The 24,714-nt window shown below is 67.4% G+C and carries 33 protein-coding genes; 23 read left to right on the forward strand and 10 right to left on the reverse strand.

Annotated features, from left to right (window positions below; all coding sequences use genetic code 11):
• Window positions 1-94 precede the first annotated feature (94 nt).
• Genes rpsH through rplO form a run of 6 tightly spaced genes read left to right on the forward strand, consistent with a single transcriptional unit; the run spans window position 95 to window position 2,743 of the window.
• Window positions 95-493: a 30S ribosomal protein S8 gene (rpsH, locus tag UA75_RS03090; protein ID WP_069846406.1), complete on the forward strand. Its 399-nt coding sequence runs from the start codon at window positions 95-97 to the stop codon at window positions 491-493.
• A 16-nt stretch (window positions 494-509) separates the two neighbouring features.
• The gene (rplF, locus tag UA75_RS03095) at window positions 510-1,049 is read left to right on the forward strand and encodes a 50S ribosomal protein L6 (RefSeq protein ID WP_075738704.1); all 540 of its coding nucleotides are present in this window, start codon (window positions 510-512) and stop codon (window positions 1,047-1,049) included.
• The gene (rplR, locus tag UA75_RS03100) at window positions 1,046-1,462 is read left to right on the forward strand and encodes a 50S ribosomal protein L18 (protein WP_404799960.1); all 417 of its coding nucleotides are present in this window, start codon (window positions 1,046-1,048) and stop codon (window positions 1,460-1,462) included. The genes rplF and rplR overlap by 4 nt, the downstream gene beginning before the upstream one ends.
• A 40-nt stretch (window positions 1,463-1,502) precedes the next feature.
• Complete coding sequence (gene rpsE, locus UA75_RS03105) at window positions 1,503-2,108, forward strand: 30S ribosomal protein S5 (protein WP_075738708.1); 606 nt, start codon at window positions 1,503-1,505, stop codon at window positions 2,106-2,108.
• Between the two features lie 4 nt (window positions 2,109-2,112).
• Complete coding sequence (gene rpmD / locus UA75_RS03110; protein ID WP_075738710.1) at window positions 2,113-2,295, forward strand: 50S ribosomal protein L30; 183 nt, start codon at window positions 2,113-2,115, stop codon at window positions 2,293-2,295.
• 4 nt (window positions 2,296-2,299) lie between these two features.
• Window positions 2,300-2,743, forward strand: coding sequence for a 50S ribosomal protein L15 (rplO, locus tag UA75_RS03115; RefSeq protein WP_075738712.1), 444 nt, complete (start codon window positions 2,300-2,302; stop codon window positions 2,741-2,743).
• A gap of 69 nt (window positions 2,744-2,812) precedes the next feature.
• Here the strand turns inward: rplO and UA75_RS03120 are convergent, their stop codons facing one another.
• From UA75_RS03120 to UA75_RS03145, 6 genes are all read right to left on the reverse strand, one after another.
• Entirely contained in the window at window positions 2,813-3,157 is a 345-nt protein-coding gene (locus UA75_RS03120) for a hypothetical protein (RefSeq protein ID WP_075738714.1), read from the reverse strand.
• A gap of 16 nt (window positions 3,158-3,173) precedes the next feature.
• Window positions 3,174-3,530, reverse strand: a complete 357-nt coding sequence (locus UA75_RS03125) for a hypothetical protein (protein ID WP_075738716.1) — start codon at window positions 3,528-3,530, stop codon at window positions 3,174-3,176.
• Window positions 3,531-3,629: 99 nt separating this feature from the next.
• Window positions 3,630-3,974 carry a hypothetical protein gene (locus tag UA75_RS03130; protein WP_075738718.1) on the reverse strand — a complete coding sequence of 115 codons (345 nt, stop codon included), beginning with the start codon at window positions 3,972-3,974 and terminating at the stop codon, window positions 3,630-3,632.
• Window positions 3,961-4,755: a hypothetical protein gene (locus UA75_RS31515; protein WP_083682882.1), complete on the reverse strand. Its 795-nt coding sequence runs from the start codon at window positions 4,753-4,755 to the stop codon at window positions 3,961-3,963. Before UA75_RS31515 ends, UA75_RS03130 begins: the two co-directional genes overlap by 14 nt.
• 132 nt (window positions 4,756-4,887) lie before the next feature.
• Window positions 4,888-5,085: a DUF397 domain-containing protein gene (locus tag UA75_RS03140; RefSeq protein ID WP_075738720.1), complete on the reverse strand. Its 198-nt coding sequence runs from the start codon at window positions 5,083-5,085 to the stop codon at window positions 4,888-4,890.
• A 7-nt stretch (window positions 5,086-5,092) separates the two neighbouring features.
• Window positions 5,093-5,923: a helix-turn-helix domain-containing protein gene (locus UA75_RS03145; RefSeq protein ID WP_257787511.1), complete on the reverse strand. Its 831-nt coding sequence runs from the start codon at window positions 5,921-5,923 to the stop codon at window positions 5,093-5,095.
• 210 nt (window positions 5,924-6,133) lie between these two features.
• Here UA75_RS03145 and UA75_RS03150 point away from each other — a divergent pair, with 210 nt between their 5' ends.
• The 3 genes from UA75_RS03150 to UA75_RS03160 all read left to right on the forward strand — a co-directional run bounded on the left by UA75_RS03150 (window position 6,134) and on the right by UA75_RS03160 (window position 8,353).
• Window positions 6,134-6,406: a hypothetical protein gene (locus tag UA75_RS03150; protein ID WP_075738723.1), complete on the forward strand. Its 273-nt coding sequence runs from the start codon at window positions 6,134-6,136 to the stop codon at window positions 6,404-6,406.
• 583 nt (window positions 6,407-6,989) lie between these two features.
• Complete coding sequence (locus UA75_RS34290) at window positions 6,990-7,262, forward strand: GNAT family N-acetyltransferase (RefSeq protein ID WP_232251213.1); 273 nt, start codon at window positions 6,990-6,992, stop codon at window positions 7,260-7,262.
• Between the two features lie 377 nt (window positions 7,263-7,639).
• Entirely contained in the window at window positions 7,640-8,353 is a 714-nt protein-coding gene (locus tag UA75_RS03160; RefSeq protein WP_075738725.1) for a hypothetical protein, read from the forward strand.
• Window positions 8,354-8,500: 147 nt separating this feature from the next.
• Here the strand turns inward: UA75_RS03160 and UA75_RS03165 are convergent, their stop codons facing one another.
• Window positions 8,501-9,160 (reverse strand): class I SAM-dependent methyltransferase, encoded by a 660-nt coding sequence (locus UA75_RS03165; protein WP_075743350.1) that lies wholly within the window; start codon window positions 9,158-9,160, stop codon window positions 8,501-8,503.
• A gap of 840 nt (window positions 9,161-10,000) precedes the next feature.
• On the opposite strand from UA75_RS03165, the gene secY reads away from it, so the two are divergent.
• The 14 genes from secY to UA75_RS03240 all read left to right on the forward strand — a co-directional run bounded on the left by secY (window position 10,001) and on the right by UA75_RS03240 (window position 20,704).
• Window positions 10,001-11,308: a preprotein translocase subunit SecY gene (gene secY / locus UA75_RS03175; protein ID WP_075738729.1), complete on the forward strand. Its 1,308-nt coding sequence runs from the start codon at window positions 10,001-10,003 to the stop codon at window positions 11,306-11,308.
• Entirely contained in the window at window positions 11,308-11,868 is a 561-nt protein-coding gene (locus UA75_RS03180; RefSeq protein WP_075738731.1) for an adenylate kinase, read from the forward strand. The genes secY and UA75_RS03180 overlap by 1 nt, the downstream gene beginning before the upstream one ends.
• 6 nt (window positions 11,869-11,874) lie before the next feature.
• Complete coding sequence (map, locus tag UA75_RS03185; RefSeq protein WP_075738733.1) at window positions 11,875-12,666, forward strand: type I methionyl aminopeptidase; 792 nt, start codon at window positions 11,875-11,877, stop codon at window positions 12,664-12,666.
• A 271-nt stretch (window positions 12,667-12,937) separates the two neighbouring features.
• Window positions 12,938-13,375 carry a DUF1707 domain-containing protein gene (locus UA75_RS03190; protein ID WP_075738735.1) on the forward strand — a complete coding sequence of 146 codons (438 nt, stop codon included), beginning with the start codon at window positions 12,938-12,940 and terminating at the stop codon, window positions 13,373-13,375.
• A gap of 119 nt (window positions 13,376-13,494) precedes the next feature.
• Window positions 13,495-14,031: a DUF1707 domain-containing protein gene (locus UA75_RS03195; RefSeq protein ID WP_075738737.1), complete on the forward strand. Its 537-nt coding sequence runs from the start codon at window positions 13,495-13,497 to the stop codon at window positions 14,029-14,031.
• Window positions 14,032-14,342: 311 nt separating this feature from the next.
• Entirely contained in the window at window positions 14,343-14,564 is a 222-nt protein-coding gene (gene infA / locus UA75_RS03200; RefSeq protein ID WP_005166804.1) for a translation initiation factor IF-1, read from the forward strand.
• 106 nt (window positions 14,565-14,670) lie between these two features.
• Window positions 14,671-14,784 (forward strand): 50S ribosomal protein L36, encoded by a 114-nt coding sequence (gene rpmJ, locus UA75_RS03205; RefSeq protein ID WP_069846422.1) that lies wholly within the window; start codon window positions 14,671-14,673, stop codon window positions 14,782-14,784.
• Between the two features lie 189 nt (window positions 14,785-14,973).
• Window positions 14,974-15,354 carry a 30S ribosomal protein S13 gene (rpsM, locus tag UA75_RS03210; protein ID WP_075738739.1) on the forward strand — a complete coding sequence of 127 codons (381 nt, stop codon included), beginning with the start codon at window positions 14,974-14,976 and terminating at the stop codon, window positions 15,352-15,354.
• A 36-nt stretch (window positions 15,355-15,390) separates the two neighbouring features.
• On the forward strand, window positions 15,391-15,798 hold the full coding sequence (rpsK, locus tag UA75_RS03215) for a 30S ribosomal protein S11 (RefSeq protein ID WP_075738741.1): 408 nt from the start codon (window positions 15,391-15,393) through the stop codon (window positions 15,796-15,798).
• A gap of 27 nt (window positions 15,799-15,825) precedes the next feature.
• Window positions 15,826-16,431, forward strand: coding sequence for a 30S ribosomal protein S4 (rpsD, locus tag UA75_RS03220; RefSeq protein ID WP_075738743.1), 606 nt, complete (start codon window positions 15,826-15,828; stop codon window positions 16,429-16,431).
• Window positions 16,432-16,566: 135 nt separating this feature from the next.
• Window positions 16,567-17,625 carry a DNA-directed RNA polymerase subunit alpha gene (locus tag UA75_RS03225; RefSeq protein WP_075738745.1) on the forward strand — a complete coding sequence of 353 codons (1,059 nt, stop codon included), beginning with the start codon at window positions 16,567-16,569 and terminating at the stop codon, window positions 17,623-17,625.
• A gap of 63 nt (window positions 17,626-17,688) precedes the next feature.
• Window positions 17,689-18,231 carry a 50S ribosomal protein L17 gene (gene rplQ, locus UA75_RS03230; protein WP_075738746.1) on the forward strand — a complete coding sequence of 181 codons (543 nt, stop codon included), beginning with the start codon at window positions 17,689-17,691 and terminating at the stop codon, window positions 18,229-18,231.
• A gap of 39 nt (window positions 18,232-18,270) precedes the next feature.
• Window positions 18,271-19,095: a tRNA pseudouridine(38-40) synthase TruA gene (gene truA, locus UA75_RS03235; protein WP_232237609.1), complete on the forward strand. Its 825-nt coding sequence runs from the start codon at window positions 18,271-18,273 to the stop codon at window positions 19,093-19,095.
• Window positions 19,096-19,720: 625 nt separating this feature from the next.
• Window positions 19,721-20,704 carry an acyl-CoA desaturase gene (locus UA75_RS03240; protein WP_075738750.1) on the forward strand — a complete coding sequence of 328 codons (984 nt, stop codon included), beginning with the start codon at window positions 19,721-19,723 and terminating at the stop codon, window positions 20,702-20,704.
• Window positions 20,705-20,840: 136 nt separating this feature from the next.
• Here UA75_RS03240 and UA75_RS03245 read toward each other — a convergent pair whose 3' ends face one another.
• From UA75_RS03245 to UA75_RS03255, 3 genes are all read right to left on the reverse strand, one after another.
• Window positions 20,841-22,514 (reverse strand): DUF885 domain-containing protein, encoded by a 1,674-nt coding sequence (locus tag UA75_RS03245; RefSeq protein ID WP_075738752.1) that lies wholly within the window; start codon window positions 22,512-22,514, stop codon window positions 20,841-20,843.
• A gap of 150 nt (window positions 22,515-22,664) precedes the next feature.
• Window positions 22,665-23,303, reverse strand: coding sequence for a LuxR C-terminal-related transcriptional regulator (locus UA75_RS03250; RefSeq protein WP_075738754.1), 639 nt, complete (start codon window positions 23,301-23,303; stop codon window positions 22,665-22,667).
• An 82-nt stretch (window positions 23,304-23,385) separates the two neighbouring features.
• A complete protein-coding gene (locus UA75_RS03255; RefSeq protein ID WP_075738756.1) occupies window positions 23,386-24,636 on the reverse strand; it encodes a sensor histidine kinase in 1,251 nt (416 codons plus the stop codon).
• Window positions 24,637-24,714: the final 78 nt, after the last annotated feature.

The raw sequence follows: 24,714 nt of genomic DNA on the forward strand, positions 1-24,714 counted from the left end.
GCGTGACGACCTACCGGCACACTGACCATCCCAGTTCGCTCCAGGCCCAGCCGATCGGCTGGGAACCAGGGCGAGAAAGGTTGACCAGGTCACCATGACCATGACCGACCCGATCGCAGACTTCCTGACTCGTCTGCGTAACGCGAACTCGGCATACCACGACGAGGTCGTGTTGCCGCACTCCAAGCTCAAGGCGAACATCGCCGAGATCCTCAAGCGTGAGGGCTACATCTCGGGGCATCGCGTCGAGCAGGGTGAGAAGTGCCAGAACCTGGTCGTCGAGCTGAAGTACGGCCCGAACCGCGAGCGCAGCATCGCGGGTCTGCGGCGCGTGTCCAAGCCCGGTCTTCGGGTTTACGCCAAGTCGACCAACCTGCCCAAGGTGCTGGGCGGTCTCGGAGTGGCGATCATCTCCTCCTCCGGCGGTCTCGTGACCGATCGGCAGGCGGGCAAGCAGGGAGTGGGCGGGGAAGTCCTCGCCTACGTCTGGTGAGAAAGGGGGTATCGGAATGTCGCGCATCGGAAAACTGCCGGTAACCGTGCCCTCCGGCGTCGAGGTCACCCTCGACGGCCGCATGGTGACGGTCAAGGGGCCCAAGGGCACCCTGTCCCACACCCTTGCCGAGCCGATCACCGCTGAGCGGTCGGAGGACGGCGCGGTTGTGGTGAAGCGTCCGGACGACGAGCGGAAGAGTCGTTCGCTGCACGGGTTGAGCCGCACGCTGGTGGCCAACCTGATCACCGGGGTCAGCCAGGGCTACGAGAAGAAGCTCGAGATCCACGGCGTGGGTTACCGCGTCGCGCTCAAGGGCGGCGAACTCGAGTTCGCCCTCGGCTACAGCCACCCGGTGAAGATCACGCCTCCGGAGGGCATCAGCTTCGTGGTGGAGAACCCGACTCGGTTCTCCGTCCAGGGCATCGACAAGCAGCGGGTTGGCGAGGTTGCGGCCAACATTCGCAAGCTGCGCAAGCCTGACCCGTATAAGGGCAAGGGTGTGCGGTACGCGGGTGAGGTCATCCGCCGCAAGGTCGGAAAGACGGGTAAGTGAGCATGAGCGAGACCACTGCAACCACCGCTGCCAAGCGCAAGCCTGTCGGCAAGGACGTCTCCACGGTGCGTCGGGTGGCCAGGGCACGCAGGCACTTCCGTATCCGGAAGAAGGTCGCGGGCTCTGCTGAGCGTCCTCGTCTGGTCGTCACTCGGTCCTCGCGGCACATCGTCGCCCAGGTGATCGACGACCTCGCGGGCGTCACGCTGGCCTCTGCGTCGAGCCTGGAGGCCGACGTCCGAGGACTGGACGGCGACAAGAAGGCCCGTGCGGCCAAGGTCGGCGCGTTGGTCGCGGACCGGGCCAAGGGCGCGGGCATCCAAGGGGTCGTCTTCGACCGCGGCGGCTACGAGTACCACGGTCGGGTGGCCGCACTCGCCGACGCGGCGCGCGAGGCGGGGCTGGAGTTCTGAGAGACATGCAGAAGATCAAGCAGAACGAGAGGGTCGTCTGATGCCAGGACGCACACGTCGTGAGGGCGGTGGCGAGCGCGGAGAGCGCCGCGACCGTCGGGACGGTGGCCGCGGCGGGGCGGCTCAGGAGAAGACCCCGCATCTGGAGCGCGTCGTCGCGATCAACCGGGTGGCGAAGGTCGTCAAGGGTGGTCGTCGGTTCAGCTTCACCGCGCTGGTGATCGTCGGAGACGGCGACGGCATGGTGGGCGTCGGCTACGGCAAGGCCAAGGAGGTGCCTGCCGCGATCGCCAAGGGTGTGGAAGAGGCGAAGAAGAACTTCTTCCGCGTCCCTCGGATCGCGGGCACCATCACTCACCCCATCCAGGGTGAGAAGGCGGCCGGTGTGGTGCTGCTTCGCCCGGCGAGCCCCGGTACCGGTGTCATCGCCGGCGGCCCGGTGCGTGCCGTGCTGGAGTGCGCAGGCGTCCACGACGTCCTGAGCAAGTCGCTCGGCAGTGACAACGCCATCAACGTCGTGCACGCCACGGTGGCCGCGCTCAAGGGCTTGCAGCGTCCGGAGGAGGTGGCTGCTCGCCGCGGCCTGCCTCTCGAGGACGTCGCCCCGGCAGGAATGCTGCGGGCTCGCGCCGGACAGGGGGTGTGAGGCTATGTCGCAGCTGAAGGTGACGCAGCTTCGCAGCACCATCGGCACCAAGCAGAACCAGCGGGACTCGCTGCGCACCCTCGGGCTGCGCAAGATCCGGCAGGAAGTGGTGCGCGATGACACTCCCCAGGTCCGCGGTCTGATCCACACCGTGCGTCACCTGGTGAAGGTCGAAGAGGTGAACTGAAGCAATGGCCATCAAGATTCACCACCTGCGGCCTGCTCCTGGTTCCAAGACCGCGAAGACTCGCGTCGGTCGTGGTGAGGGTTCCAAGGGCAAGACCGCTGGTCGTGGTACCAAGGGCACGAAGGCCCGGAGCAATGTGAAGGCCGGGTTCGAGGGCGGTCAGCTTCCGCTCCAGATGCGGCTGCCGAAGCTCAAGGGCTTCAAGAACCGCTTCCGGGTCGAGTACCAGGTCGTCAACATCGGCGATCTGGCGAGGCTGTTCCCCGAGGGCGGCACCATCGGCATCGCCGAGCTGGTCGCCGCGGGAGCCGTCCGGAAGAACGAGCTGGTCAAGGTGCTGGGCAACGGCGACCTCGGCGATGTGAAGTTGAGCGTCACCGCGAACCGGTTCTCCGGCAGCGCGATCGAGAAGATCACGGCGGCCGGTGGGAGCACCACCACCGTCTGAGTTCTTCATCGAGCACGACGAAACGGCTCGCAGGTTCTCCTGCGGGCCGTTCGTCGTCGGTGGGGCGGGTCAGAACACGCAGGAGCCGCTGGGAATGCTGCCGTTCCCTCGGTAGTTGACGCGGTTGGTGACGGAGGATTCGCGTTTGATGCGGGCGGCCAGTGTCTGGCCCTTCTCCAACCAGGCGATCTCTGCTTCAGGGCTGGTCCAGAGTGGCTCTTGGGGTGTGTCGTCGTTGTAGACGGCCTGGAACTCGTCGTCCCATTCGGTGAGGTCGTGGACGAGTTCAGGACTGAGGCCGAGGAGTTCGGCTGCTTCGTCGATCTCGTGGTCGTATTGGGGCGAATCGCCGACCCAGAACCAGAAGCACGGTTCTTCCCAGCCCGCGTGGAGGACGACGTCATAGCCTGCCATGGGTGCTCCTGTCTTCTCAGAAGACGCACTCACCATCGGCGATGGTGCCGTTACCGAAGTATTCAACCCTGGACACGACCGGGGATTCGCGTTTGATGCGGGCGGCGAGTGTCTTGCCCTTCTCTAGCCAGGCCTGTCTGGCCTCGGGGCTCGGCCATTCGGAGTCCTGCGGGACGTCGATGTTGAGGACGTCCTGGTATTCGTCGTCCCAGTCGGTGAGTTCGGCGGCGAGGTCATCGCTCAGTGACAGCAGCTCAGCGGCTTCCTCGACCGAGTGTTGGAGCATGGGAGAGCGGCTGGTTCGGAACCGGATGCAGTCCTCGCCCCAGCCTGCGTGCAGAGTGACGTCATAGCCCGCCGTGTCACCGGTCATCAGTGGATAGTTCCTTCTGCCACGGATCGAAGAGTGAGAAGTACGACCGTCCGTCGGTCTCCTTCGACGGAGGGGAGCTGGCACCCGTCGCTGTCTGCGTCAGAACACGCAGGAGCCGCTCGGGAAAGTACCGTCACCTCGATAGACGACGCGGTTGGTGACGGGCGATTCTCGTTTGATGCGGGCGGCTAGTGTCTTGCCCTTTTCCAGCCAGGCGGTCTCTGCTTCAGGGCTGGTCCAAAGTGGTTCCTGGGGAGTGTCGTCGTTGTAGACGGCTTGGAATTCGTCGTCCCACTCCGTGAGGTCATGGACTAGTTCGGGGCTGAGGCCGAGGAGTTCCGCGGCTTCGTCGATCTCGTGGTCGTATTGGGGTGATTCGCCGACCCAGAACCAGAAGGGCGGTTCCTCCCATCCTGCGTGAAGGACGACGTCATAGCCTGCCATGTTTGCTCCTGTCTCGGTGTTGCCGAAGTACCTGGTCGAGGGGTATCGGATGTGCGCCGACGATGTAGCCATTGCTGCTGACGGTGATGGCGATTCGTCGAGGCCCATCGCCGATGTCTACTTCGTAGACCGGTCGGTCCCTGCCGCTATAGCCGACAACGCGTCCTCGCTCCAATGCAGCAATGATCAGCGCCGGTAGCTGTTCTCGTGGTGTCCCGAGGTATTCGAACTGCTCGGGCCTGCCGTCGCTCATGACGTGTCCCAGCCCGGAGTTTTTGGTCCCGGTCTCGAGCCAGACAAGGCGGCCGTTCCGGAGGCGAGTCATTCGGACGATCTTGTCTGTGCTGATCTTCGTGCCACTACGGCGTAGCTCGGCGATCCAGTCGGCATACTTCACTCCAGGATCGGCCGTGTGGTCGGGAGGCGGTGGCGGTGGCTGCGGTCCTGTCGACGGTTCGGCGGAGGAGTGCGGGGCACTCGGCGGTCCGCTAGTCCCTCCGCCCGCCTCCGCGATGCCGTGTCCCGCGATGGAATGGCAGTAGGCGTCGATGACGTCCTGGGCCTGGCGGAGCATGGCATCGGCGGTCTGGACGTCGTCGCCTGCGGCCCGTGCGTGGTGGGTGATCTGGTCGACGTGCGGCTGTGTCGATCCGGCCGTGGCCGCGCCGACGATGGCGGCGCCGTCCGTGATCGCGTCAGCGGCGCGGGCGGCCTCGCGGCGGGCCTGAGTGACGAGTGCGTAGGCCTGCCGCAGCTTCGCCACGATCTCGGTGACAGACAATGCCGGACCCCCTACGGTGTGTGATCACGCCGTCATGGTGCCCGAGGTGCGGCTGCCAGGGTCGCACGGGGTGTGCCTGCGCGCGTACGCGAGTGACCGCGTGTCTGTGGGCATCGACCGCCCCGCCGAGGGCTAGCGAGGCGCGTAGGTGCCGTCCTTGACGGCTGACATGAAGGCGGCCCACTGGGGGTGGGTGAAGGCGGTGGTGCCCTGGTCGGGGGTGACGCTGTTGCGGACGTAGACCGCGTCGTCGGTGAACATCGTCTCGACGCACGTGTTGCCGTTGTGGGATCTGGTGGAGACGAACCACTCGTTGGTGTTCCGTGCCATGGCCGGCTCATTTCAGCTCGCGATGGACCCGGCGGAGGAACGCGGTGCTCTCCTTGAGTCCCAGGGCTGTCGCCTTGAGCAGGTCGAGATGGTGCGCCGCGCGGGCGACCTCTGCTCGTCGATCCTGGAAGACGTCTCGCCCGTGGCTGTCCATGATAAGTATGTCGGGTGCTGGGGAGGGAAACCGATGCCAGGTCACGGTGATCCCGAGAAACGGATGTGGTCCAGCCCCGAAGGGCAGAACTTGGATGACGACGTTCTCCAGGTCCTCATTCGTCTTGATCAGGTGAGCAACCTGTTGGCGCATGGTCTCGGTACCGCCGATGCCCGTGCGGAGGGCGGCCTCGCCGAGGATGCACCAGTACCTGAGCGGCGGACGATCGTTCCTGGTCAGGACTGCCGCTCGCTCCAGGCGGAGATCGACGAAGCGAGCGACTTCGTCGGGCCTGTTGTCGCGACCCCAGCGGAGGGTCGCTTCGATGTAGGGCGCTACTTGAAGCAGACCTGGGATCAACTCGGAGGAGTAGAAGACCGAAGACGTCGCCTGGGACTCCAGATCAATGGCTCGACGCAGGTTGGTCGGGGTCACGGCCGTCGTGTACGGGCTCGGCGGACGACGACGCCGTGTCGTACGCGCAAACTCGATCAGCTCAGCACGCTCATCCTCACCGATCGCGTACCTGTCGAGCAGCTTCTCCAACTCGACGGGTTTGGGCTTGGACCTGCCCACCTCGAGATCGCCGATCTTGGAGAGACTGCATCCGAGTAGGTCGGCAGCCTCTTCTCGCGTCACTCCCGCCTTCTCACGCATTCGTCGCAAGGTTGCCGCGACCTGCACGTGCTCGGTCCTGACTCGCCTGTCGCTCAAGATCCGTCCTCCCTGCCACGACGCTTGTGCGGAGAAGCTCAGCCTGTTCGCTGACCAGACTCAAGTCTCGGCACGGGATTCACGCCAAAGGATTAACGTCTAATTCTGGCACGTAGTTTAGCCTCGACGTGAGGAGATCGGCTGGTCCGGAAGCCGATCATCGTCCCGAGGGAGTGAGACATGACCACCTTGATCGACGACACGGCCACCACCGGCGGCGCCTGGGCGTACGTTCACGACGGCGACCGGCTCTACTGCAAGGCAGACAGCACGAGCGGCGCCATCGACCTGACCTTCCTCGGCGCCATGGAGTTCACGGTGGGGATGTCCGAGGAGGCCGCCTGCCGCTGCCGAGACATGCTCGACACCGCGATCACGGAGCTGCGGGCCGGGACCGTCGAGGCATCCGGAGACGCTGAGAGCGTGGCCGATCGGTCGAGGGGAAGCGCCTGACGGCGGGTGGGCAGCGTAGTAGAGGTCGATGGGCGGGCCGGCCTCCAGCCGACGGCACCCGGGCTGCGGTGCTGATCACAGCGCACTCATCCAACCCGCCGTCTGCGGCAGGGGCGGGATCGCTCGCGATCTCGCCCCGTCTGCGGTGGATGTCAGGTGAGGGGCGCTGCCCGACTCGCCTTCGGTCATCGTGTTCGCTGGCCCCGCCGAAGCATTGGCGGGCGTCCCGTGCGGCCCCGTAGAGATCCACCGCCACTCCTGGCATTTTCCCACGAAGGAGAACAGTGAGCGAGCCCCTGATCTGGCTGCGCGGTGACAAGGCGGGCATCGGCCCTTTGCGTGCCGACCTCGTGGAGGACTACTGGCGGTGGGAGCAGAGCATCCCCACCATCGTCGGATACAACCGGCGAACACCCCAGCCGATCGAGACCACCCGGCTGATTCTCATCGAAGGCTACGACCGAGCCTCGGACCGAGAGATCCGGTTCACGATCTACGACCTGACCGGAGCGACACCCAGACCGGTCGGTATAGCCCAGGTAGTGACCGATCAGCCACGCGCAACGGCGAGTACATCGTGGCCATGGGTGAATCCCGGGAGAAAGGGGTGGGTTCCGAGGCGACCAGGCTCGTGTTGGACTACGCCTTCCACGTCGCCAACCTGGCATGCGTGTACTTGAGCGTCATGGAACCGAACCAGGGAGCGATCCGCGCCTACGAGCGGGCGGGTTTCAAGCGGCAGGGCATCCGCCGCAACGCGAATATGTGGCTTGGTGAGCGGGTCGATGAGGTGCTGATGGACGCCATTCCAGCCGAGTTCGAGGGTCCCTCCTTGGTCAAACAGATGTTCCGCTGAGGCGATCTCGGCGAGAATCCGCGGTAGGTAGGCGTGGTACGGACGCTTCCTGGCGATCTTCGCCTGGGCTCCGTCCGAGTGCGGCCGAGGACATGCGGCGGGAGCCCGCCGAAGGGCGATGAGCTGTCCCGACAGTGGGCGCGAGGGCGAGGCGTCCGCCCTGCCGTTCGTGGTCGTGGACGGCGATGGTGGGCGATGGGAGCCGGTCGTCGCGTACGTGGCTTCTCACCTGGGCGGACCGGCGGTGTGCGACCTCGTCCGGGACGTGTGGATGAATCGTCCCTCGACGAGTGGTCCCAGCTCCTCGCCTGACCCGTCAGGCCCGGCGTCCCGCTGCCGATAACCATCTCGGTAGGAAGTCGGATGAAGGAGCGGACATGACCAACGCGCAGTCGCTCGAGGATCGGATCGCCACACGGATTCAGGCGTCGTCGTTAGGGGTCGCGGTAGCCGATCCGGTGAACGGGCCCGATCAGGGCGTCTACATCGACAACCCCTACAACGCGATCAATCCGAGCGTGCAGACCAGGTTCGGCAAGGACCCGAGGAAACGGATCGTGCAGTACGCGCCCGGGTCGGACACACTGCTGTCGGTCATCCCGCCGATCAAGGCGAAGTCCCTCGGCTACGGCGACACTCCGCCCTCCCACGCCGAACGCGTCAAGGCCTACCTCGACTGGGGCGCAGCGCGGGCCGTCGGGCACCCCTTCATCGGCGTCTGTGAGAGCTTCAACACCGTGGTCATCGCCATCCTGGCGGCCAAGAACAGCCCCCTGGCCGACGGCACCGTGATCGAGTACATCGGTGTGAAGCAGGGCAACCTCGGACACGCCATCGCCGTCATCGGTCGCGCCAACCAGACGGAGTCCGTCGGCCAGACGATCCCGGCCCCAGGTCTGTGGGGTGCCGACTGCATCGTGGTCGATCAGTGGTACGCCCTCCAGGCAGGCACCGTCCCGGTCTTCCACGTCGCGGGCCCGCACGCCGACACCGACTACGTCGCCTTCCTCACCACCGGCACCACCCGCACCGGCCTCTACGGCACCTTCACCAAGGACGGCACCCGCGCCAACATCAACCTTCGCTCGTGACACTGCGGGTCTCCACGACGGGCAGGCATTGACGAAACGGCGGTCGATGCCACCCGATCTCGCCAGGAGCCGGACCGGACCGCAGACAGGGGCCGGTTCGGCTACCGGGGTGACTAGAGACCTACGAGGACCATCGCCGATGACGGCTTAGCGGGGCGCTCCGGGCTCCTCGGGCTTGCGCACCAGCAGTTGCGCCTGCTGGAACTGCCGCTCGCCCTCCCGCGGCTCGCGCACCAACCGGGCGACCTCGACGAACCCGGCCTGGCGTGCCGACTCCGCGAGGCTGCCGGGCGACCATCGATAGGCGAGCGTGACCTTGTGGTCGAATTCCTGCGGCAGCGGGTCGTCACCGGCGAAGAATCCGAGCAGCAGGTGGCCGCCCGGCGCCAGCACTCGCCGGAACTCGGCGAACACGGCAGGCACGTGCTGCGGTGGCGTGTGGATCACGGAATAGAACGCGAGAATGCCGCCGAGAACCCCGTCATCGACGTCCAAGGCGGTCATCGAACCCTCGTCGAACCGCAGATCCGGATGAGCCCGGCGGGCCAGGGCGACCATCTCGGAGGACAGGTCGATGCCGAAGGCGGTCGCCCCGAGCGCGTGCAGATGCGCGGTCACGTGGCCGGGGCCGCAGCCGACATCGGCGACCGGTCCGGCATCGTGGGCCCGCACGAGTTCGGCGAATGCGGCCAGCATCGCTCGTTCCATCGGCAAGGTCTCGAGCACGTTGCTGAACAGTTCGGCGTACCGGGGCGCAACGGCGTCGTAAGCAGCCCTGATGTCGTGCACGACAGCGGGTTCGGTCACGGCGCGAACCGTACCGTCGTCGGTGCCCACGGCCCGGCGCTGGGCTGGTCCGGCTTCTCCACGGTCGCTGCTGTGCCGATCTGATCCTTCGAGCGGGACGGCGTCGGCGGCGGAGGATCGCCCCGCGATCTGATCGATGGATGTCGCGTCGACTGCTGTGCTCGGACGCCCGCCGGAGTTCGTGACACGCGCGGCTTGCGCCATCGGCGTCTCGGCTTCGCCTCGGCGCGGAGCAGGTCGGTCCGACGGGCACGGTCGTGACCATCGAACTCGACGACGATCGGCCCCCGCCTGCGCCCGAGGTCCGTGTCAGCCGACCAGAGCCGCACCTGATCATCTCTCGGCGATCAGAGGGGAAGCCGGCCCGCCTGCGCGTGGCCGTCGACGACAATGATCACCCGACCGGGCGAAATCAGGCGGTGATCCTCCCGGCGAGTCGGCCCCGGCCGGACATCGCACCGCCCCGAGGCCGGGGAACGCCGGAATCCTGGCCTGTCTGCGGCTGCCTGCCTCGCGTCACGCCTGGTCGCTCACATATCCGCTCACGTATCCGCTCGTCGGGCGGTGCCGGATACGCGGTCTGGCCCCGCCGGCGGCCGTCAGACGTTGCCGCCTTCGGCGGTTGACACGCCGGAACCCGTGTCTAGCGCGGCTGATCACCCGCAATACGTCCGCGCACCTTGTGGGGCATGACCACCCTGCTGTTAGAGTCGGCACACGCTTCGTGCCTGGAGGCACGCAGTGTTCCTGGCGTGCGCGCCAGGCCCGTGTACTGCCGGCACCGTGCCGGCCTATGCCGATCGTCGGAATGAGAACCCGACGACGCCGAGGAGGTCACGCGTGCTCAGCGCCTTCCGCTCGGCTCTCACTACGCCGGACTTGCGCCGCAAGATTCTGTTCACTCTCGGAATCGTGGTGATCTACCGGCTGGGGGCGAACGTTCCGTCGCCTGGGGTCTCCTCCACGAACATCCAGGAGTGCCTCAGGCTGGCTGAACAGGGCGAGAACCAGAACCTGTACTCCTTGCTCAACCTGTTCAGCGGCGGTGCTCTTCTTCAGCTGTCGGTCTTCGCGCTCGGCATCATGCCGTTCATCACCGCGAGCATCATCGTGCAGCTTCTCGGCGTCGTGATTCCGCGCTTCGAACAGCTTCGCAAGGAAGGCCAGGCCGGTCAGGCCAAGCTTCAGCAGTACACCCGCTACCTGACCATCGCCTTCGCGGTCCTTCAGGCCACCACCGTCGTCGCCCTGGCCCGCTCCGGCGCCCTGTTCCAGGGCTGCAACGAGCGCGTCATCCCCGACGACTCGATCTTCAGTCTCGTCGTGGTCGTCATCGTCATGACCGCGGGCGCCACCCTCCTGATGTGGATGGGTGAGCTGGTCACCGAGCGCGGTGTCGGCAACGGCATGTCGCTGCTGATCTTCGCCTCGATCGCGGCCCGCATCCCGGCTGAGGGTGGCAACATCCTCCAGACCGCAGGCGGCGTCGTCTTCACCGTGGTCTGCGTGTTCGCCCTCGCGATCATCGTCGCGGTCTGTTTCGTCGAGCAGGCACAGCGCCGCATCCCGGTGCAGTACGCCAAGCGCATGGTCGGCCGCCGGATGTACGGCGGGACCTCGACCTACCTGCCGCTGAAGGTCAACCAGGCGGGCGTCATCCCGGTCATCTTCGGCTCCTCGCTCCTCTACCTGCCGCAGCTGCTGTCGCAGCTCTCCGGCGAGGACAACTGGTGGCGACGGTTCGTCGACGAGTACCTGGTGCCGCAGTCGAGCTGGGTGCACATCAGCCTGTTCTTCCTGTTGATCATCTTCTTCACGTACTTCTACGTGTCGATCACGTTCAACCCGGATGAGCGCGCCGACGACATGAAGAAGTTCGGCGGCTTCGTGCCGGGCATCCGTCCCGGCAGGCCGACCGCCGAGTACCTGAGCTTCGTCTTGTCCAGGATCACGTTGCCCGGCTCGCTGTACCTGGGCATCGTGGCAGTGCTGCCGAACTTCTTCCTGAGCGTCACCGGTGACGGGAACAACCAGAACTTCCCGTTCGGCGGCACGGCGGTACTGATCATGGTCGGCGTGGGCCTCGACACTGTGAAGCAGATCGAGAGCCAGCTCATGCAGCGCAATTACGAAGGGTTCCTCAAGTAGTGCGACTGGTTCTTGTTGGCCCGCCTGGCGCGGGCAAGGGCACGCAGGCGGCTGTGCTGAGCGAGGCGCTGGGGATTCCCCACGTCTCCACCGGCGAGCTGTTCCGTGCCAACATCGACAATCGGACGCCGCTGGGGACCGAGGCCAAGCGCTACCTGGACGAGGGTTCGCTGGTTCCGGACGAGGTCACCAACGAGATGGTGCGGCAGCGCCTGCGGGAGTCCGATGCGGTGGGGGGGTTCCTGCTCGACGGGTTCCCCCGCACCATCGGGCAGGCCGACGTGCTTGCCGGAATCCTCAAGGACCAGGACGAGCACGAGCTGGACGCGGTGCTGGAGTTCAAGATCCCCGAGGAGGAGGTCGTCTCCCGGATGCTCGCTCGCGGGCGGGCGGACGACACGGAGACGGTCATCCGCAAGCGGCTGGACGTCTACCACGACAGCACCGAGCCGCTGCTCGACTACTACCGGGACAAGCTGGTGGTCATCGACGCCCTCGGCACGGTGCAGGAGATCTCCGATCGCGCCCTGAGCGCGTTGCGAGCCAGGCAGGGCGGCTGAGTTCGGATGCTCAAACGGGGTAGCGGGATCGAGCTCAAGACCAGGGGCGAGATCGAGGCCATGCGTGCGGCCGGTCTCGTGGTCGCGGGCGCCCTGCGGGCGGTCGGCGCGCAGGTCCGGGCGGGGGTGAGCACCGGCGAGCTCGACGAGGTCGCCGAGCAGTTCATCCGTGACGCGGGCGCCGTGCCGTCGTTCAAGGGCTACCACGGCTTCCCCGGATCGATCTGCACCTCGGTGAACGAGCAGGTCGTGCACGGCATCCCCTCGCGGGAGCTGATCCTCGCCGACGGAGACCTGATCTCGGTCGACTGCGGCGCGATCCTCGAGGGCTGGCACGGCGACTCGGCGGTGACCATGGCCGTCGGCACCGAGTCGGCGGCCGATGCGCTGCTCTCCGAGGCCACCCGGCTCTCGATGCTCGCGGGCATCGAGGCGGTCCGGGTGGGCAACCGGCTCGGGGACGTCTCGTGGGCGATCGAGGTCGCGACCGTCCAGGCCTGTGAACGCGACGACCGCGAGTACGGCATCGTCGAGGGTTACGGCGGGCACGGGATCGGCTCCGAGATGCACATGGAGCCGTTCGTCCCCAATCACGGCAAGCCGCGTCGGGGCCCGAAGCTCAAGGTCGGCATGGCGCTGGCCATCGAGCCGATGCTGACGCTGGGCACTGCTCAGACCAGGGAACTCGACGACGAGTGGACCGTGGTGACGGCCGACGGCTCGCGTGCGGCGCACTGGGAGCACACCGTCGCGGTCACCGAGGACGGTCCCTGGGTGCTGACGGCGCCGGAGGACTGACGCCGCCGCGCTCAGGTTGATCCCCGGCGGGTTGTCGGCAGGCCTGCTCGCCGGGTGGCGGGCCGGGGGAACCGCTCGGTCTCGTCGAGCCTCCTCGGCCTGCGCAGCCGGCTGCCCTCGAGCCCGTACCGACCCGGATGGTCCTGAGGTCGCGGTGTCGCAGTGAACGTTGTCCGGTCCGACTTCCTGCGGATACCGTGTGAGGATCATTTGTTCGGCCTTTGCTCGGGTTTCGGCCCGAAGCCCGTCGAGGACGAGGGAAACTAGTCCCGTGACCGAGCCACCCAGCCGCGAGGAAATGCGCGCGTCCGACCGCGACCGGAAGCGGACTCAGGAGCACCTGCACTGGGCTCACGCCGAGGGCCTGATCGACCTCGGCGAGTTCGACACCCGTGTGCGGGCTGCCTGGGACGCCAAGACCGGCGGTGAGCTGGCGAAGGTGACCCGCGACCTGCCGCCGGCCCGGCCGCAGGGCAAGGACCAGGCGAAACCACGCAGGCGGGTCTTCAGCGAGGACGCGGGCGGTGTCGCATTACGCGTGCTGACGATCATCTGGCTGAGCGCCACCGTGGTCAACCTGATGGTGTGGGGCCTGATCGACCTCGGCTCCTTCGAGCTGTACCCGTGGTGGCTCTGGGTGGCGCTCCCACCCGGCGGCGTCCTCGGGGTCCTCTACGCGACCGGCATCGGCAGGCCGCGACCCGAGTGACGCCACTGGCGCCATTGTGACGTCGTTCGGTATCCTCGGTGATGTCACACGGGTGATGTGATGGCATCAACGGGGCGAACGGGGTGGTCAGGGTGAGTGCGTCTGGCAGAATCGACGTCGTGGGCGAGTCGCACTCCCAGGACGAGCTGCGCGCGTCGGACACCGACCGCGGGCAGGTCGTGGAGCGCCTGAGCGCCGCGCACGCCGAGGGCAGGCTCACGATGATGGAGTTCGACGACCGGACACGCCAGGCGTGGCAGGCCCGCACCTACGGCGACCTCGCCGCGATCACCGCCGATCTTCCGGTGCCGACGCAGTCGGTGACGCCGATGACGCCCGTGACGTCCTCCTCGGTGCCCGTGGCGGCGGAGTCGGTGTCGAAGGAGGTGGACGCCTCCTTCGTGGCCGCCCGTCGGAAGGAGACGGCGACCTGGGCCTCGGTCGTCGGCGTCAGCCTGAGCATCTGGCTGGTCATCGGGATGACAGTGACCTGGGTGTATCCGTGGTGGCTCTGGATCGCGGGTCCCTGGGGCATCGTGGTCGCGCTGAAGTGGATCAACGGGCCCGCGTTCGAGTCGGAGCGTTCCGGCAGGTCAGGGCGCTCCGGGCATCGCGGCGGCGCGGGCGACGGGCATCGAGGCCACCGGTCCCGGTGATCAAGAAGCCTGCCCGATTCAGGCGTCGTCGCCGCATGTGTTAGGGGCCGTTGTCGGTCCGCTTCACGCGGCGACTACACTGGCTCAACGGCGCATTCGTCGCGCTGGTCCATCGTGTCTCTAGAGTGTTGCGTGGTGGCGGTCGCCCCCTTGTGACATGTCGTGTCCCGCCCCGGACGAGTCCGGGGCTGCCGACATGAGACGACTCGCGGTCCTCACGACGGGTGCCCGCCCTCCTAGGTCCTCGGCCTGCTCCTTCAAGCCGAGACGGGAGGGGCAGACAACTGACACCGTCACGAAACGCGGAGGACATGGGCAAGAAAGACGGGGCCATCGAGGTCGAAGGTCGCGTGGTCGAGCCGCTCCCCAACGCGATGTTCCGTGTGGAGCTGGAGAACGGACACAAGGTTCTGGCCCACATCAGCGGCAAGATGCGGCAGCACTACATCCGCATTCTGCCCGAGGACAGGGTGGTTGTGGAGCTGTCGCCCTACGACCTGTCCCGTGGGCGCATCGTCTACCGCTACAAGTGACCTCTGTGCCACTCACAGGTGCCCGGATGACCATCCGGGCTAAGCGGCATCGCTCTCGACGATCAACGCGGCGAGGGCGCATCGAGCGCAGCAGGAGAGCACGACCGTGAAGGTCCAGCCGAGCGTCAAGAAGATCTGTGACAAGTGCCAGGTGATCCGGCGGCATGGCCGGGTCTTGGTGATCTGCGACAACAAGCGTCACAAGCAGCGCCAGGGCTGAACCAGCCCCGACAGGCTCCACCACAGGTCTCTTCAGACGACCGACAGTCAAGAGGCCTCCCCACACCTGTCGCCGGATCTTCGGATCCGGTCGACTCGCCCCCGGACTCCAGGCCGGGGCCCGCTCCTTTCGCGAGGAGCGGGACGGTAGGGGAGCAGACCTGGAGTGACATGAAGGAGAACGCGCCGTATGGCACGGGTTTCTGGCGTCGACCTCCCCCGCGACAAGCGGATGGAGGTCGCGTTGACCTACATCTTCGGCATTGGCCGGACCCGTTCCCGAGAGCTGCTGGCCGCGACCGGGATCAGTCCCGATCTGCGTGCCAGGGACTTGACCGACGAGGACGTCGTCAAGCTCCGGGATCACATCGAGAACAACTACAAGGTGGAGGGTGACCTCCGCCGCGAGGTGGCTGCCGACATCAGGCGGAAGGTCGAGATCGGCTGCTACGAGGGACTGCGGCACCGCCGCAGGCTGCCCGTTCGTGGCCAGCGGACCAAGACCAATGCCCGCACGATGAAGGGGCCGAAGAAGACGGTGGCAGGCAAGAAGAAGGCCACCCGGAAGTAGCAGCACCTCGCGCGCAGCTAGGAGAGCACACCAGACATGCCACCCAAGTCTCGTTCCGGTGCCGGGGTCAAGAAGGTCCGGCGCAAGGAGAAGAAGAACATCGCGCATGGTCATGCGCACATCAAGAGCACCTTCAACAACACGATCGTGTCGATCACGGACCCGACCGGCGCAGTGATCAGCTGGGCGTCCGCAGGCCACGTCGGCTTCAAGGGCTCCAGGAAGTCGACGCCGTTCGCCGCCCAGATGGCCGCCGAGAACGCGGCCCGCAAGGCCGCCGAGCACGGCATGCGCAAGGTCGACGTGTTCGTCAAGGGCCCCGGCTCCGGCCGGGAGACCGCGATCCGGTCGTTGCAGGCTGCCGGTCTCGAGGTCGGCACCATCCAGGACGTGACCCCCCAGCCGCACAACGGCTGCAGGCCGCCCAAGCGGCGCCGGGTCTAAGAGCGCGGGAAAGGAGACAAGACACTCATGGCTCGTTACACCGGACCCGCGACTCGCAAGTCTCGTCGACTGAAGGTCGACCTGATCGGCGGCGACCAGGCCTTCGAGCGTCGTCCGTACCCGCCGGGACAGCACGGCCGGGCGCGGATCAAGGAGAGCGAGTACCTGCTTCAGCTTCAGGAGAAGCAGAAGGCTCGCTTCACCTACGGCGTCCTGGAGCGGCAGTTCCGCAAGTACTACGAGGAGGCCTCGCGGCGTCCTGGTAAGACTGGCGAGAACCTGCTTCAGCTTCTCGAGGCTCGCCTCGACAACGTCATCTACCGCTCCGGCCTGGCCCGGACCCGGCGGCAGGCGCGTCAGCTCGTGAGCCACGGCCACTTCGTGGTGAACGGCAAGAAGGTCGACATTCCCAGCTTCCAGGTGTCGAAGTTCGACATCATCGACGTGAAGCAGAAGTCGCTCGGCACCACGCCGTTCATCATCGCCAAGGAGACCCTGGGCGAGCGGATCACGCCCGCGTGGCTGCAGGTCGTCCCGAGCATCCTCCGGGTGCTCGTGCACCAGCTTCCCGAGCGGGCGCAGATCGACACGCCGGTTCAGGAACAGCTCATCGTCGAGTTCTACTCGAAGTGATCGTTCAGCGGGGTGGGCGTCACGGCGCCCGCCCCGCTGAAGGCACGTCTGGCGACGGTGCGATGAGTGCGCCGCCGCGTCCCCGGTTCCATCGACGTCAAATAGCGGGCGTCGTGAGGAGAGGAAACAAACACAGTGCTGATCTCTCAGCGGCCCACCCTGGCCGAGGAGTCGGTCAACGAGACCCGCTCCCGGTTCGTCATCGAGCCCCTTGAGCCGGGCTTCGGCTACACGCTGGGCAACTCCCTGCGGCGGACTCTGCTGTCCTCGATTCCCGGTGCTGCGGTCACGAGCATCCGCATCGACGGGGTGCTGCACGAGTTCACCACGATCCCGGGCGTGAAGGAGGACGTCACCGACGTCATCCTGAACCTCAAGGAGCTGGTCGTCAGCTCCGAGGAGGACGAGCCGGTCACCATGTACCTGCGCAAGCAGGGCCCTGGTGCGGTCACCGCTGGTGACATCGTCCCGCCTGCGGGCGTCACCGTGCACAACCCCGATCTGCACATCGCCACGCTGAACGCGAAGGGCAAGCTGGAGATCGAGCTGGTCGTCGAGCGCGGCCGGGGCTACGTGCCTGCCGTGCAGAACAAGCAGGCGGGTGCCGAGATCGGTCGGATTCCGGTCGACTCGATCTACTCGCCGGTGCTGAAGGTGACCTACAAGGTCGAGGCGACCCGTGTCGAGCAGCGGACGGACTTCGACCGGCTGATCCTGGACGTGGAGAGCAAGCCCTCCATCACGCCGAGGGACGCCGTGGCGTCGGCAGGCAAGACGCTGGTGGAGCTCTTCGGACTGGCTCGCGAGCTGAACTCCGATGCCGAGGGCATCGAGATCGGCCCGTCGCCCGCCGAGGCGGACACCATCGCCGCGTTCGCGATGCCGATCGAGGACCTCGACCTGACGGTGCGCTCGTACAACTGTCTCAAGCGCGAGGGCATCCACACGGTCGGCGAGCTGGTCGGACGTAGCGAGGCGGACCTGCTGGACATCCGCAACTTCGGTGCGAAGTCCATCGACGAGGTCAAGATGAAGCTGGCGGGGCTCGGGCTCGCGCTCAAGGACAGCCCCCCCGGATTCGACCCGTCCGCCGCCGCTGCCGACTACCCCGCCGAGGGCTGGTCGAGCAACGGAGACGGCACCGACGGTAACGGCGATGACGGCCAGGACTACGCCGAGACCGAGCAGCTGTAGATCCGCTGACTGTCCCGCAGAGGACAGCCGCGGACAGTCGAGGATCTTGATAGAGGAGCAAGGATGCCCACCCCCACGAAGGGCCGCCGTCTCGGCGGTTCGCCCGCCCACGAGCGGTTGATGCTGGCCAACCTGGCCACCTCGCTGTTCACCCACGGGCGGATCACCACCACCCAGGCGAAGGCGAAACGACTGCGTCCGTTCGCCGAGCGGCTGATCAGCAAGGCCAGGCGCGGTGACCTGCACAACCGCCGCGAGATCATGAAGGTGATCCGCGACAAGGACATCGTGCACAAGCTGGTCGCCGAGATCGGTCCGTTCTTCGTGGACCGCGACGGCGGTTACACGCGGATCATCAAGGCCATGCCGCGTAAGGGCGACAACGCCCAGATGGCGGTCATCGAGCTGGTGAACGAGAAGACCGTGACCAGCGAGGCCGAGGCCGCGCGCGGCACGACCTTCGCGTCGGACGCCAAGACCGAGACCCCGGCTGCGCCCGCTGCGGCGCAGGACTCGGACAAGGCCGAGGAGACCGAGTCCCCGGCTGCGGAGGCCACGACCCCCGCAGCCGCCGAGGACGAGGGCGCCGAGGACAAGAAGGACTGAGCCATCACGTCTGCTCAGCGCGACACCGACGAGCCCGCCGTGCCCTCCGGGGACGACGGGCTCGTTCGTGTTCGCCTGGACCTCGGCTACGACGGCACGGACTTCTCCGGGTGGGCTCGGCAGCCGACTCGACGGACCGTGTGCGGGGTACTGGAAGACGCGTTGTCGTTGTTGACCCGGCTCGACGTCCGTGTGACGGTCGCCGGTCGCACCGATGCCGGGGTCCACGCCGCAGGCCAGGTCACGCATCTCGACCTGCCTGCGACTCATCCGTTGGCTTGCACGCCCGCCGAGCTGCTGCGGCGGCTCAACCGGATGCTGCCCGGCGATGTGCGGGTGTTCGCCGCCAGGGTGGTGCCCGCCGAGTTCGACGCCCGCTTCGCCGCGTTGCGCAGGCACTACGTCTATCGGTTGTCCGATGCCCCGTGGGGCGTCGATCCGATGGCTCGGCATGACACCCTCGGCTGGCACGGCGGCCTGGACGTCGACGTGCTCAATGCCGCGTCGGCTCGGCTCCTCGGCGAGCACGACTTCGCCGCCTTCTGCCGCCGCCGCGAGGGCGCGACCACGGTGCGGGACCTGGAGCGGCTGCACTGGACGCGGGTGGCAGAGCATCTGGTCCATGCGGAGGTCTCGGCGGACGCGTTCTGCCATTCGATGGTCCGCAGCCTGGTCGGGGCGTTGCTGGCCGTCGGCGACGGACGAAGGCCGGTGGAGTGGCCCGGCAGCCTGCTGACGCTGCGGCGGCGCGCGGACGAGGTGAGCGTCGCCCCGGCCCACGGACTCACCCTGGCCAAGGTCGACTATCCCGCCGACGCCGACCTCGCCGCCCGTACGGTGCTCACCCGTCGGCTGCGGGTGTGAGTGGCTGTCTTCTCCTGGGTATCGGGGGCCTGCGGGCCTGAGCTCGGGCGGCTTGGATGCCGTCCGTGAGCCGTGAGCCGTGAGCCGTGAGCCGTGAGCCGTGAGCCGTGAGCCGTGAGCCGTGAGCCGTGAGCCGTGAGCCGTGAGCCGTGAGCCCCAGGTCGGTGTCCGCGATCGACAGCTCGACCGCCGTCGTCCGTCTCAGGCCGCGTCGCATCACCTTGGCCAATCTGCCTGCCGCCGAATCCGTCGACCGCCAATCCGTCAGCCGCGAACCCGCGAACCCGCACAACGCCGGCTGACCAGCACCGCCGCCCCCATCGGTGCGCGGTACGCGCCGATCAATCGATCCCGGGTCCCCGCGCCATCGCGCAGGGGGCGCCTTGAGCCGCAGCGCCGAGCGCCCCGACAGGTAGGGCTGGCCACCCCGTGAACAGGCATCCTGGGCTGCTCGTGTGTCGCCGTCGTCGTTCGTAGTCTCGATGCCAGACAACCTGGTCAACCGCGCGGCGGTCGATGTCACCGCCGGGATCGCCGGGCATTCGTGCATCGCCGCACGGCCTGATCCGCGACCGAGGTTCCCATCTCCGAGGCATCGCCTCGGCCGCACGCCTGGAGAGCGAACATGACCGTGTCCACTCGGCGGGTCGCCCGGCCCGCGTCTGCGCCGTCGCGGAAAGCGCCGGCCGGTGCGGAATCCCCGGCCGGGCATCCCGAGTTGGAACCCGCATCCGGTCTGATGCGTGCCCTGCTCGTCGGCTACGTCGGTCTCCCGTTGGCGGCCCTGCTGGTCGCGGTGCCCCTTGCCTGGGCATGGGGGCTGCTCAGCTGGGTCGACGTCGGGATCTTCCTCGTGATGTACTTGGTCTCCGGCCTCGGCATCACGGTCGGCTTCCACCGCTACTTCACCCACGGGTCGTTTCGTGCCAGGCGGCCGCTGCGGATCGCGTTGGCCGTCGCGGGCAGCCTGGCGATCGAGATGAGCGTGACGGACTGGGTCGCCACCCACCGCAAGCATCACCAGTTCGCGGATCAGGAGGGTGATCCGCACTCGCCGTGGCGGTTCGGCACCGGTGCGAGGGCCTTGACCAAGGGCCTGCTGTTCGCCCACGTCGGGTGGCTGTTCACCACCGAACGGGGTGATCGGGAGCGGTACGCCCGCGATCTGGTCGACGACGCCGACATCAACCGCGTCAACCGACTGTTCCCGGTGTGGGCACTGACCTCGGTGTTCTTGCCCGCACTGGTCGGCGCCCTGATCACCTGGTCATGGCAGGGTGCGCTGACCGCGTTCTTCTGGGGCTCGCTGGTCCGCATCGGCCTGCTCCAGCACGTCACGTGGTCGGTCAACTCGATCTGCCATGTCTTCGGCGACGAGACCTTCACCGTCCGGGATCGGTCGCGCAACGTGTGGTGGCTTGCGGTGATCTCCTTCGGCGAGTCCTGGCACAACCTGCACCATTCGGATCCCACCTGCGCGCGACACGGCGTCCTTCGCGGCCAGCTCGATCCGAGTGCACGGGTGATCCGCTGGTTCGAGCAGGCAGGCTGGGCCCATGATGTCCGATGGCCGAATCCCTCGCGGTTGGCTGCCCGCCGGATCGCCTGAGGCGGCGCGGGCACTGGTCCCGGCATCGGGGACGGTCCGGGGGTGGCGACACGGCCACCCCCGGCGCCTGCCTCAGAACCTGTCTTTGGTCCCTCTGGCCCCGCGCAACAGGAAAGTGGGGATTAAAGACAGGCTCTCAGGCGGCTCGGGTTGCGGTGAGCCAGTCGCTGACCACGGTGTCCAGGACGTTCAGCGGCAGCGGCCCGCTGCCGAGCACCACGTCGTGGAAGGCCCGGATGTCGAAGTCCGCGCCCAACTCCTCCTCGGCGCGGGCGCGGAGCCGGTTGATCTCCAGCCTGCCGACCATGTACGACAGCGCCTGACCGGGAGCGGCGATGTAGCGGTCCACCTCGCTCTCGACCTCCAACAGCCCCATGGCGGAGTTGTCCATGATGTAGTCGATCGCCTGCTGCCTGCTCCACCCCAGCGCGTGCAGGCCGGTGTCCACCACCAGCCGGGCGGCCCGCATCGAGTCGAGCGCCAGCATCCCGAACTTCGACAGGTCGTCGGAGTACAGACCCATCTCGTCGGCCAGTCGCTCGGTGTAGAGCCCCCAGCCCTCCAGGTAGGCGTTGAGCGGGGCGAGCCTGCGGGCCAGCGGGAGGTCGGACAGCTCCTGCGCGATGGTGATCTGGAAGTGGTGGCCGGGTACCGCCTCGTGGAATGCCGTGGCCTCGGCCGTGTAGCGATACCGCTTCTCGGCCTGGTAGGTGTTGGCGAAGTACGTGCCGGGCCTGCTGCCGTCCAGTGCCGGCGACAGGTAATAGGCCAGCGCTGCGCCGGGCGCCTCCGCCTCGGGCACCGGCTCGACGAGACAGCCCTGGCTGGGCAGTCTGCCGAACCAGTCGGGCGCGACCTTCTCGGCTCGACTGATGGCGGCGCGGGCGGCGTTGATCAGCTCATCGCCGTCGGCCCAGCGCAGTGACGGGTCGGTGCGCAGCCGCTCGAACACCTCGGCGAGATCGTCGGTGCCGAACACCTTCGCGCCCAGCGCCCGGTACTCCTCGGCCAGCGCGGCGATGATGTCCTTGCCGGTCTGGTGCAGCTCCGCCGGGGTGCGATCGGTGGTGGTGTGGGACTTCGCCAGCACCCGGTAGGCCTGCTCGCCCTCGGGCAGCCAGCACAGGCCGACCCGGTCGACGGGCCTGCCGTGCGCCACGACCTCCTCGGCGAGGACCCGGCGGTACTCGGCGAACGCCGGTCGGACCGTGTCCGCCAGGATCTTCTGCCTGCGGGACTCGAAGGCCGGATCGGCCTCGGCCGGTGCGGGCTGCGCCATCGGGTCGGCATCCGGATCGGCGAGGTAGCGATCCAGCATGGCGATCGTCTTGGTCACCAGGTGCTCCACCGGTACCCGGCCGGAGGCGATGCCTGCGCGATGCCCGTCCGCGAGCGTCGCAAGGAAGGCGGGAATGGCTTCGAGCCTGGCGAGATAGTCCTGGGCCTGGGCGGTTCCCGGCAGGGTGATCATCGGCAGCAGGCTGAACAGCTCGCCCGCAGGAGCGAAGAAGGAGTCCGTGATGGTGAACTCTGCGCTGCGCAGGTCGCCGGTCTCGATGGCGGACTCCGCCTGCTGCCGCACGACGGCCACGGTGAGCCGATCCTCGGCGTCGAGGGGGGTCAGGTCGATCTCACCGGCTCGGCGGGCCACGTCGGAGAGCCGGGCGCGCAGGGACTCCCAGGCGCTGTCTCCGTGGTCGGCGAGCCGGGTGTTGTCGTGTCCGGAAATGCCGAACAGGGTCGGGCTGAGCGGGTCGACGTCGAAGAGGACGTCTGTTAGTTCATCGGCGAGTCTGCGAGCCTCGGTCATCTTCTCCCCAGCCGTCGGTCGAGCGTTCCGGCAAGGTTAACCAGGGCCGCGGACGGCCGGCGACGACGAGGGGCGCTCGCCGCCTGGGATGGCGTGCTGCCGACGCGGGCCGAGGCATCGCCTGCCACCGCGGCGAGGGACCCGAGGGGATCAGGCGTCGAGGTAGGCGATCACCGCGCGGACCCGACGGTTGTCGTCCTCCGAGGGGGGCAGACCCAGCTTGCTGAAGATGTTGTTGGTGTGCTTCCCGACCGCGTTCTCGCTGATGAACAGCCGCCCGGCAATCGCGGCGTTCGACCGTCCCTCGGCCATCAGACCGAGGACCTCCCGTTCGCGCGGCGTCAGCCGTTCCAGCGGCTCGGGCTTGGTGGCCAGCAGCTGCGAGATGACCTCGGGGTCCATCGCCGTGCCACCGCCCGCGACCCGGCGGATCGCCTCGACGAACTGGCTCACCTGGGAGACCCGATCCTTGAGCAGGTAGCCCACGCCGCCGTTGCGGTCCGACATGAGCTCGCGTGCGTAGAGCTGCTCGACGTACTGGGACAGCACCAGCACCGGCAGACCCGGCAACTGACGACGGGCTTCGATGGCGGCCCGCAGGCCCTCGTCGGTGAAGGTGGGCGGCATCCGCACGTCGACCACGGCGACGTCGGGTCGATGGGTCACCAGGGCACGCAGCAGCGACGGACCATTGTCGACTGCCTCGACGACCTCGAAGTCATAGGCCGTGAGCAGCCGGATCAGGCCCTCTCTGAGCAGAACCAGGTCTTCGCCGAGGACGACACGCACACGGACTCCAGGGTGATGAGAGAACTCGTCCGGGCGCGGGTCCCGGCTGTATCGAGAGTGTTCAGCATGGGCGGACCGGGGGTCACTCCGGCACGCACGGCAGTTCCATCGACACGATCGTCGGTCCGCCGACGGGGCTGCTGATGTGCATCGTCCCGTCGAAGGCGTTGAGCCTGCGTTCGATCCCGTGCAGCCCGCCTGCGGAGTCCTGCACGACGCCGCCTCGGCCGTCGTCGCCGACCAGCACACTGAGTGAGCCTCGGACGTGGCGTGCGCGTACCCATGCCTCGGTGGCGCCGCTGTGCTTCGCAGCATTGGTGAGCACCTCGGCGACCGCGAAGTAGGCGGCCGACTCCACCGGAGCGGGCAGCCTGGCGGGCAGCACGACGTCGACCTGCACCTGAAGCGGGCTACCGATGGCGAGGGCCTGGATGCCGCCGGTCAGGCCTCGGTCGGAGAGCACCGGGGGATGGATGCCGCGGACCAGGTCCCGCAGCTCGGACAGCGCGAGGCTGGTCGACTGGCGGGCCTCGGTGAGCAGCTCCTGCGCGACGGCCGGGTTGTTGGACAGCATCTCCTCGGCCATCCCGAGGCTCATTCCCAGCGCCACCAGCCGGGCCTGGGCACCGTCGTGCAGATCCCGCTCGATACGCCGCAGCTCCGCCGCCTGGGTGCCCACGGTCTCGGCGCGGGAGCTGGCCAGCGCGTCGACCCGCAGCGACAGGCGGGCGCGCTCGCTGATGCCGAGCATGACTGCCGCCAGCCGCGCGTAGCCCACCATCATCTTTGGCGCCAGCCACCACCACGGGCCGAAGGAGATCAGCGCGAACACCCAGTACAGCAGGGTGTTCTGGGTGCGGGAGACCTCGACGGGCCCGAGGTACAGGTCGAGAACGCCCTCGGGGACGATCTGCACCAGGCCCGGCATGATGCCGTAGAAGATCGTGGACGCGAACAGTGCGAGCGACACGAGGGAGATCGCGAACCCGAGGATGGCGTTGATCCACAGCCAGGCGTAGTCCCGGTAGGTGGCGGGATCGCTGCCGATCACGCGGAGCCTGCTGAACAGGTTGCCCTTCGGGATCGGCCGGTACGGGCGGATGACCGACGTGCCCAGGATGTGCCCGGCCCAGAGCCGATAGACGTCGTTGTAGCCGCGGATGGAGTAGGCGAATCCCACGACCAGCGGCAGGCCGACCGTCAGGACCAGCAGCGCACTGCTCACCGTCATCAACACGATGAGCCCGATGCCCAACAGCGAGTAGACGGTGAAGATGAACGACCAGCCCAACAGCGGAAGCCGCTTGACTCTCCGTGTGGTCGCGGTGGTCATCTCGGGTCCTCTCGGTTGGGCGCGGCCGGCGCCGGACCAGCCGCGTGCGCATCATTCTCGTACAGTCGCCTGCCCGAA

The organism is Actinoalloteichus sp. GBA129-24 (assembly GCF_001941645.1).
GTDB classification, from domain to species: Bacteria; Actinomycetota; Actinomycetes; order Mycobacteriales; family Pseudonocardiaceae; genus Actinoalloteichus_A; species Actinoalloteichus_A fjordicus.

Excerpts from the sequence above, each read along its gene's own strand:
- rpsH (WP_069846406.1), top strand. The coding sequence starts at position 95 with ATGACCATGACCGACCCGATCGCAGACTTCCTGACTCGTCTGCGTAAC.
- rplF (WP_075738704.1), top strand. The coding sequence starts at position 510 with ATGTCGCGCATCGGAAAACTGCCGGTAACCGTGCCCTCCGGCGTCGAG.
- rpsE (WP_075738708.1), top strand. The coding sequence starts at position 1,503 with ATGCCAGGACGCACACGTCGTGAGGGCGGTGGCGAGCGCGGAGAGCGC.
- rpmD (WP_075738710.1), top strand. The coding sequence starts at position 2,113 with ATGTCGCAGCTGAAGGTGACGCAGCTTCGCAGCACCATCGGCACCAAG.
- rplO (WP_075738712.1), top strand. The coding sequence starts at position 2,300 with ATGGCCATCAAGATTCACCACCTGCGGCCTGCTCCTGGTTCCAAGACC.
- UA75_RS03120 (WP_075738714.1), bottom strand. The coding sequence starts at position 3,157 with ATGGCAGGCTATGACGTCGTCCTCCACGCGGGCTGGGAAGAACCGTGC.
- UA75_RS03125 (WP_075738716.1), bottom strand. The coding sequence starts at position 3,530 with ATGACCGGTGACACGGCGGGCTATGACGTCACTCTGCACGCAGGCTGG.
- UA75_RS03130 (WP_075738718.1), bottom strand. The coding sequence starts at position 3,974 with ATGGCAGGCTATGACGTCGTCCTTCACGCAGGATGGGAGGAACCGCCC.
- UA75_RS03140 (WP_075738720.1), bottom strand. The coding sequence starts at position 5,085 with ATGGCACGGAACACCAACGAGTGGTTCGTCTCCACCAGATCCCACAAC.
- UA75_RS03150 (WP_075738723.1), top strand. The coding sequence starts at position 6,134 with ATGACCACCTTGATCGACGACACGGCCACCACCGGCGGCGCCTGGGCG.
- UA75_RS34290 (WP_232251213.1), top strand. The coding sequence starts at position 6,990 with ATGGGTGAATCCCGGGAGAAAGGGGTGGGTTCCGAGGCGACCAGGCTC.
- UA75_RS03160 (WP_075738725.1), top strand. The coding sequence starts at position 7,640 with ATGACCAACGCGCAGTCGCTCGAGGATCGGATCGCCACACGGATTCAG.
- map (WP_075738733.1), top strand. The coding sequence starts at position 11,875 with ATGCTCAAACGGGGTAGCGGGATCGAGCTCAAGACCAGGGGCGAGATC.
- infA (WP_005166804.1), top strand. The coding sequence starts at position 14,343 with ATGGGCAAGAAAGACGGGGCCATCGAGGTCGAAGGTCGCGTGGTCGAG.
- rpsM (WP_075738739.1), top strand. The coding sequence starts at position 14,974 with ATGGCACGGGTTTCTGGCGTCGACCTCCCCCGCGACAAGCGGATGGAG.
- rpsK (WP_075738741.1), top strand. The coding sequence starts at position 15,391 with ATGCCACCCAAGTCTCGTTCCGGTGCCGGGGTCAAGAAGGTCCGGCGC.
- rpsD (WP_075738743.1), top strand. The coding sequence starts at position 15,826 with ATGGCTCGTTACACCGGACCCGCGACTCGCAAGTCTCGTCGACTGAAG.
- rplQ (WP_075738746.1), top strand. The coding sequence starts at position 17,689 with ATGCCCACCCCCACGAAGGGCCGCCGTCTCGGCGGTTCGCCCGCCCAC.
- UA75_RS03240 (WP_075738750.1), top strand. The coding sequence starts at position 19,721 with ATGACCGTGTCCACTCGGCGGGTCGCCCGGCCCGCGTCTGCGCCGTCG.
- UA75_RS03245 (WP_075738752.1), bottom strand. The coding sequence starts at position 22,514 with ATGACCGAGGCTCGCAGACTCGCCGATGAACTAACAGACGTCCTCTTC.
- UA75_RS03255 (WP_075738756.1), bottom strand. The coding sequence starts at position 24,636 with ATGACCACCGCGACCACACGGAGAGTCAAGCGGCTTCCGCTGTTGGGC.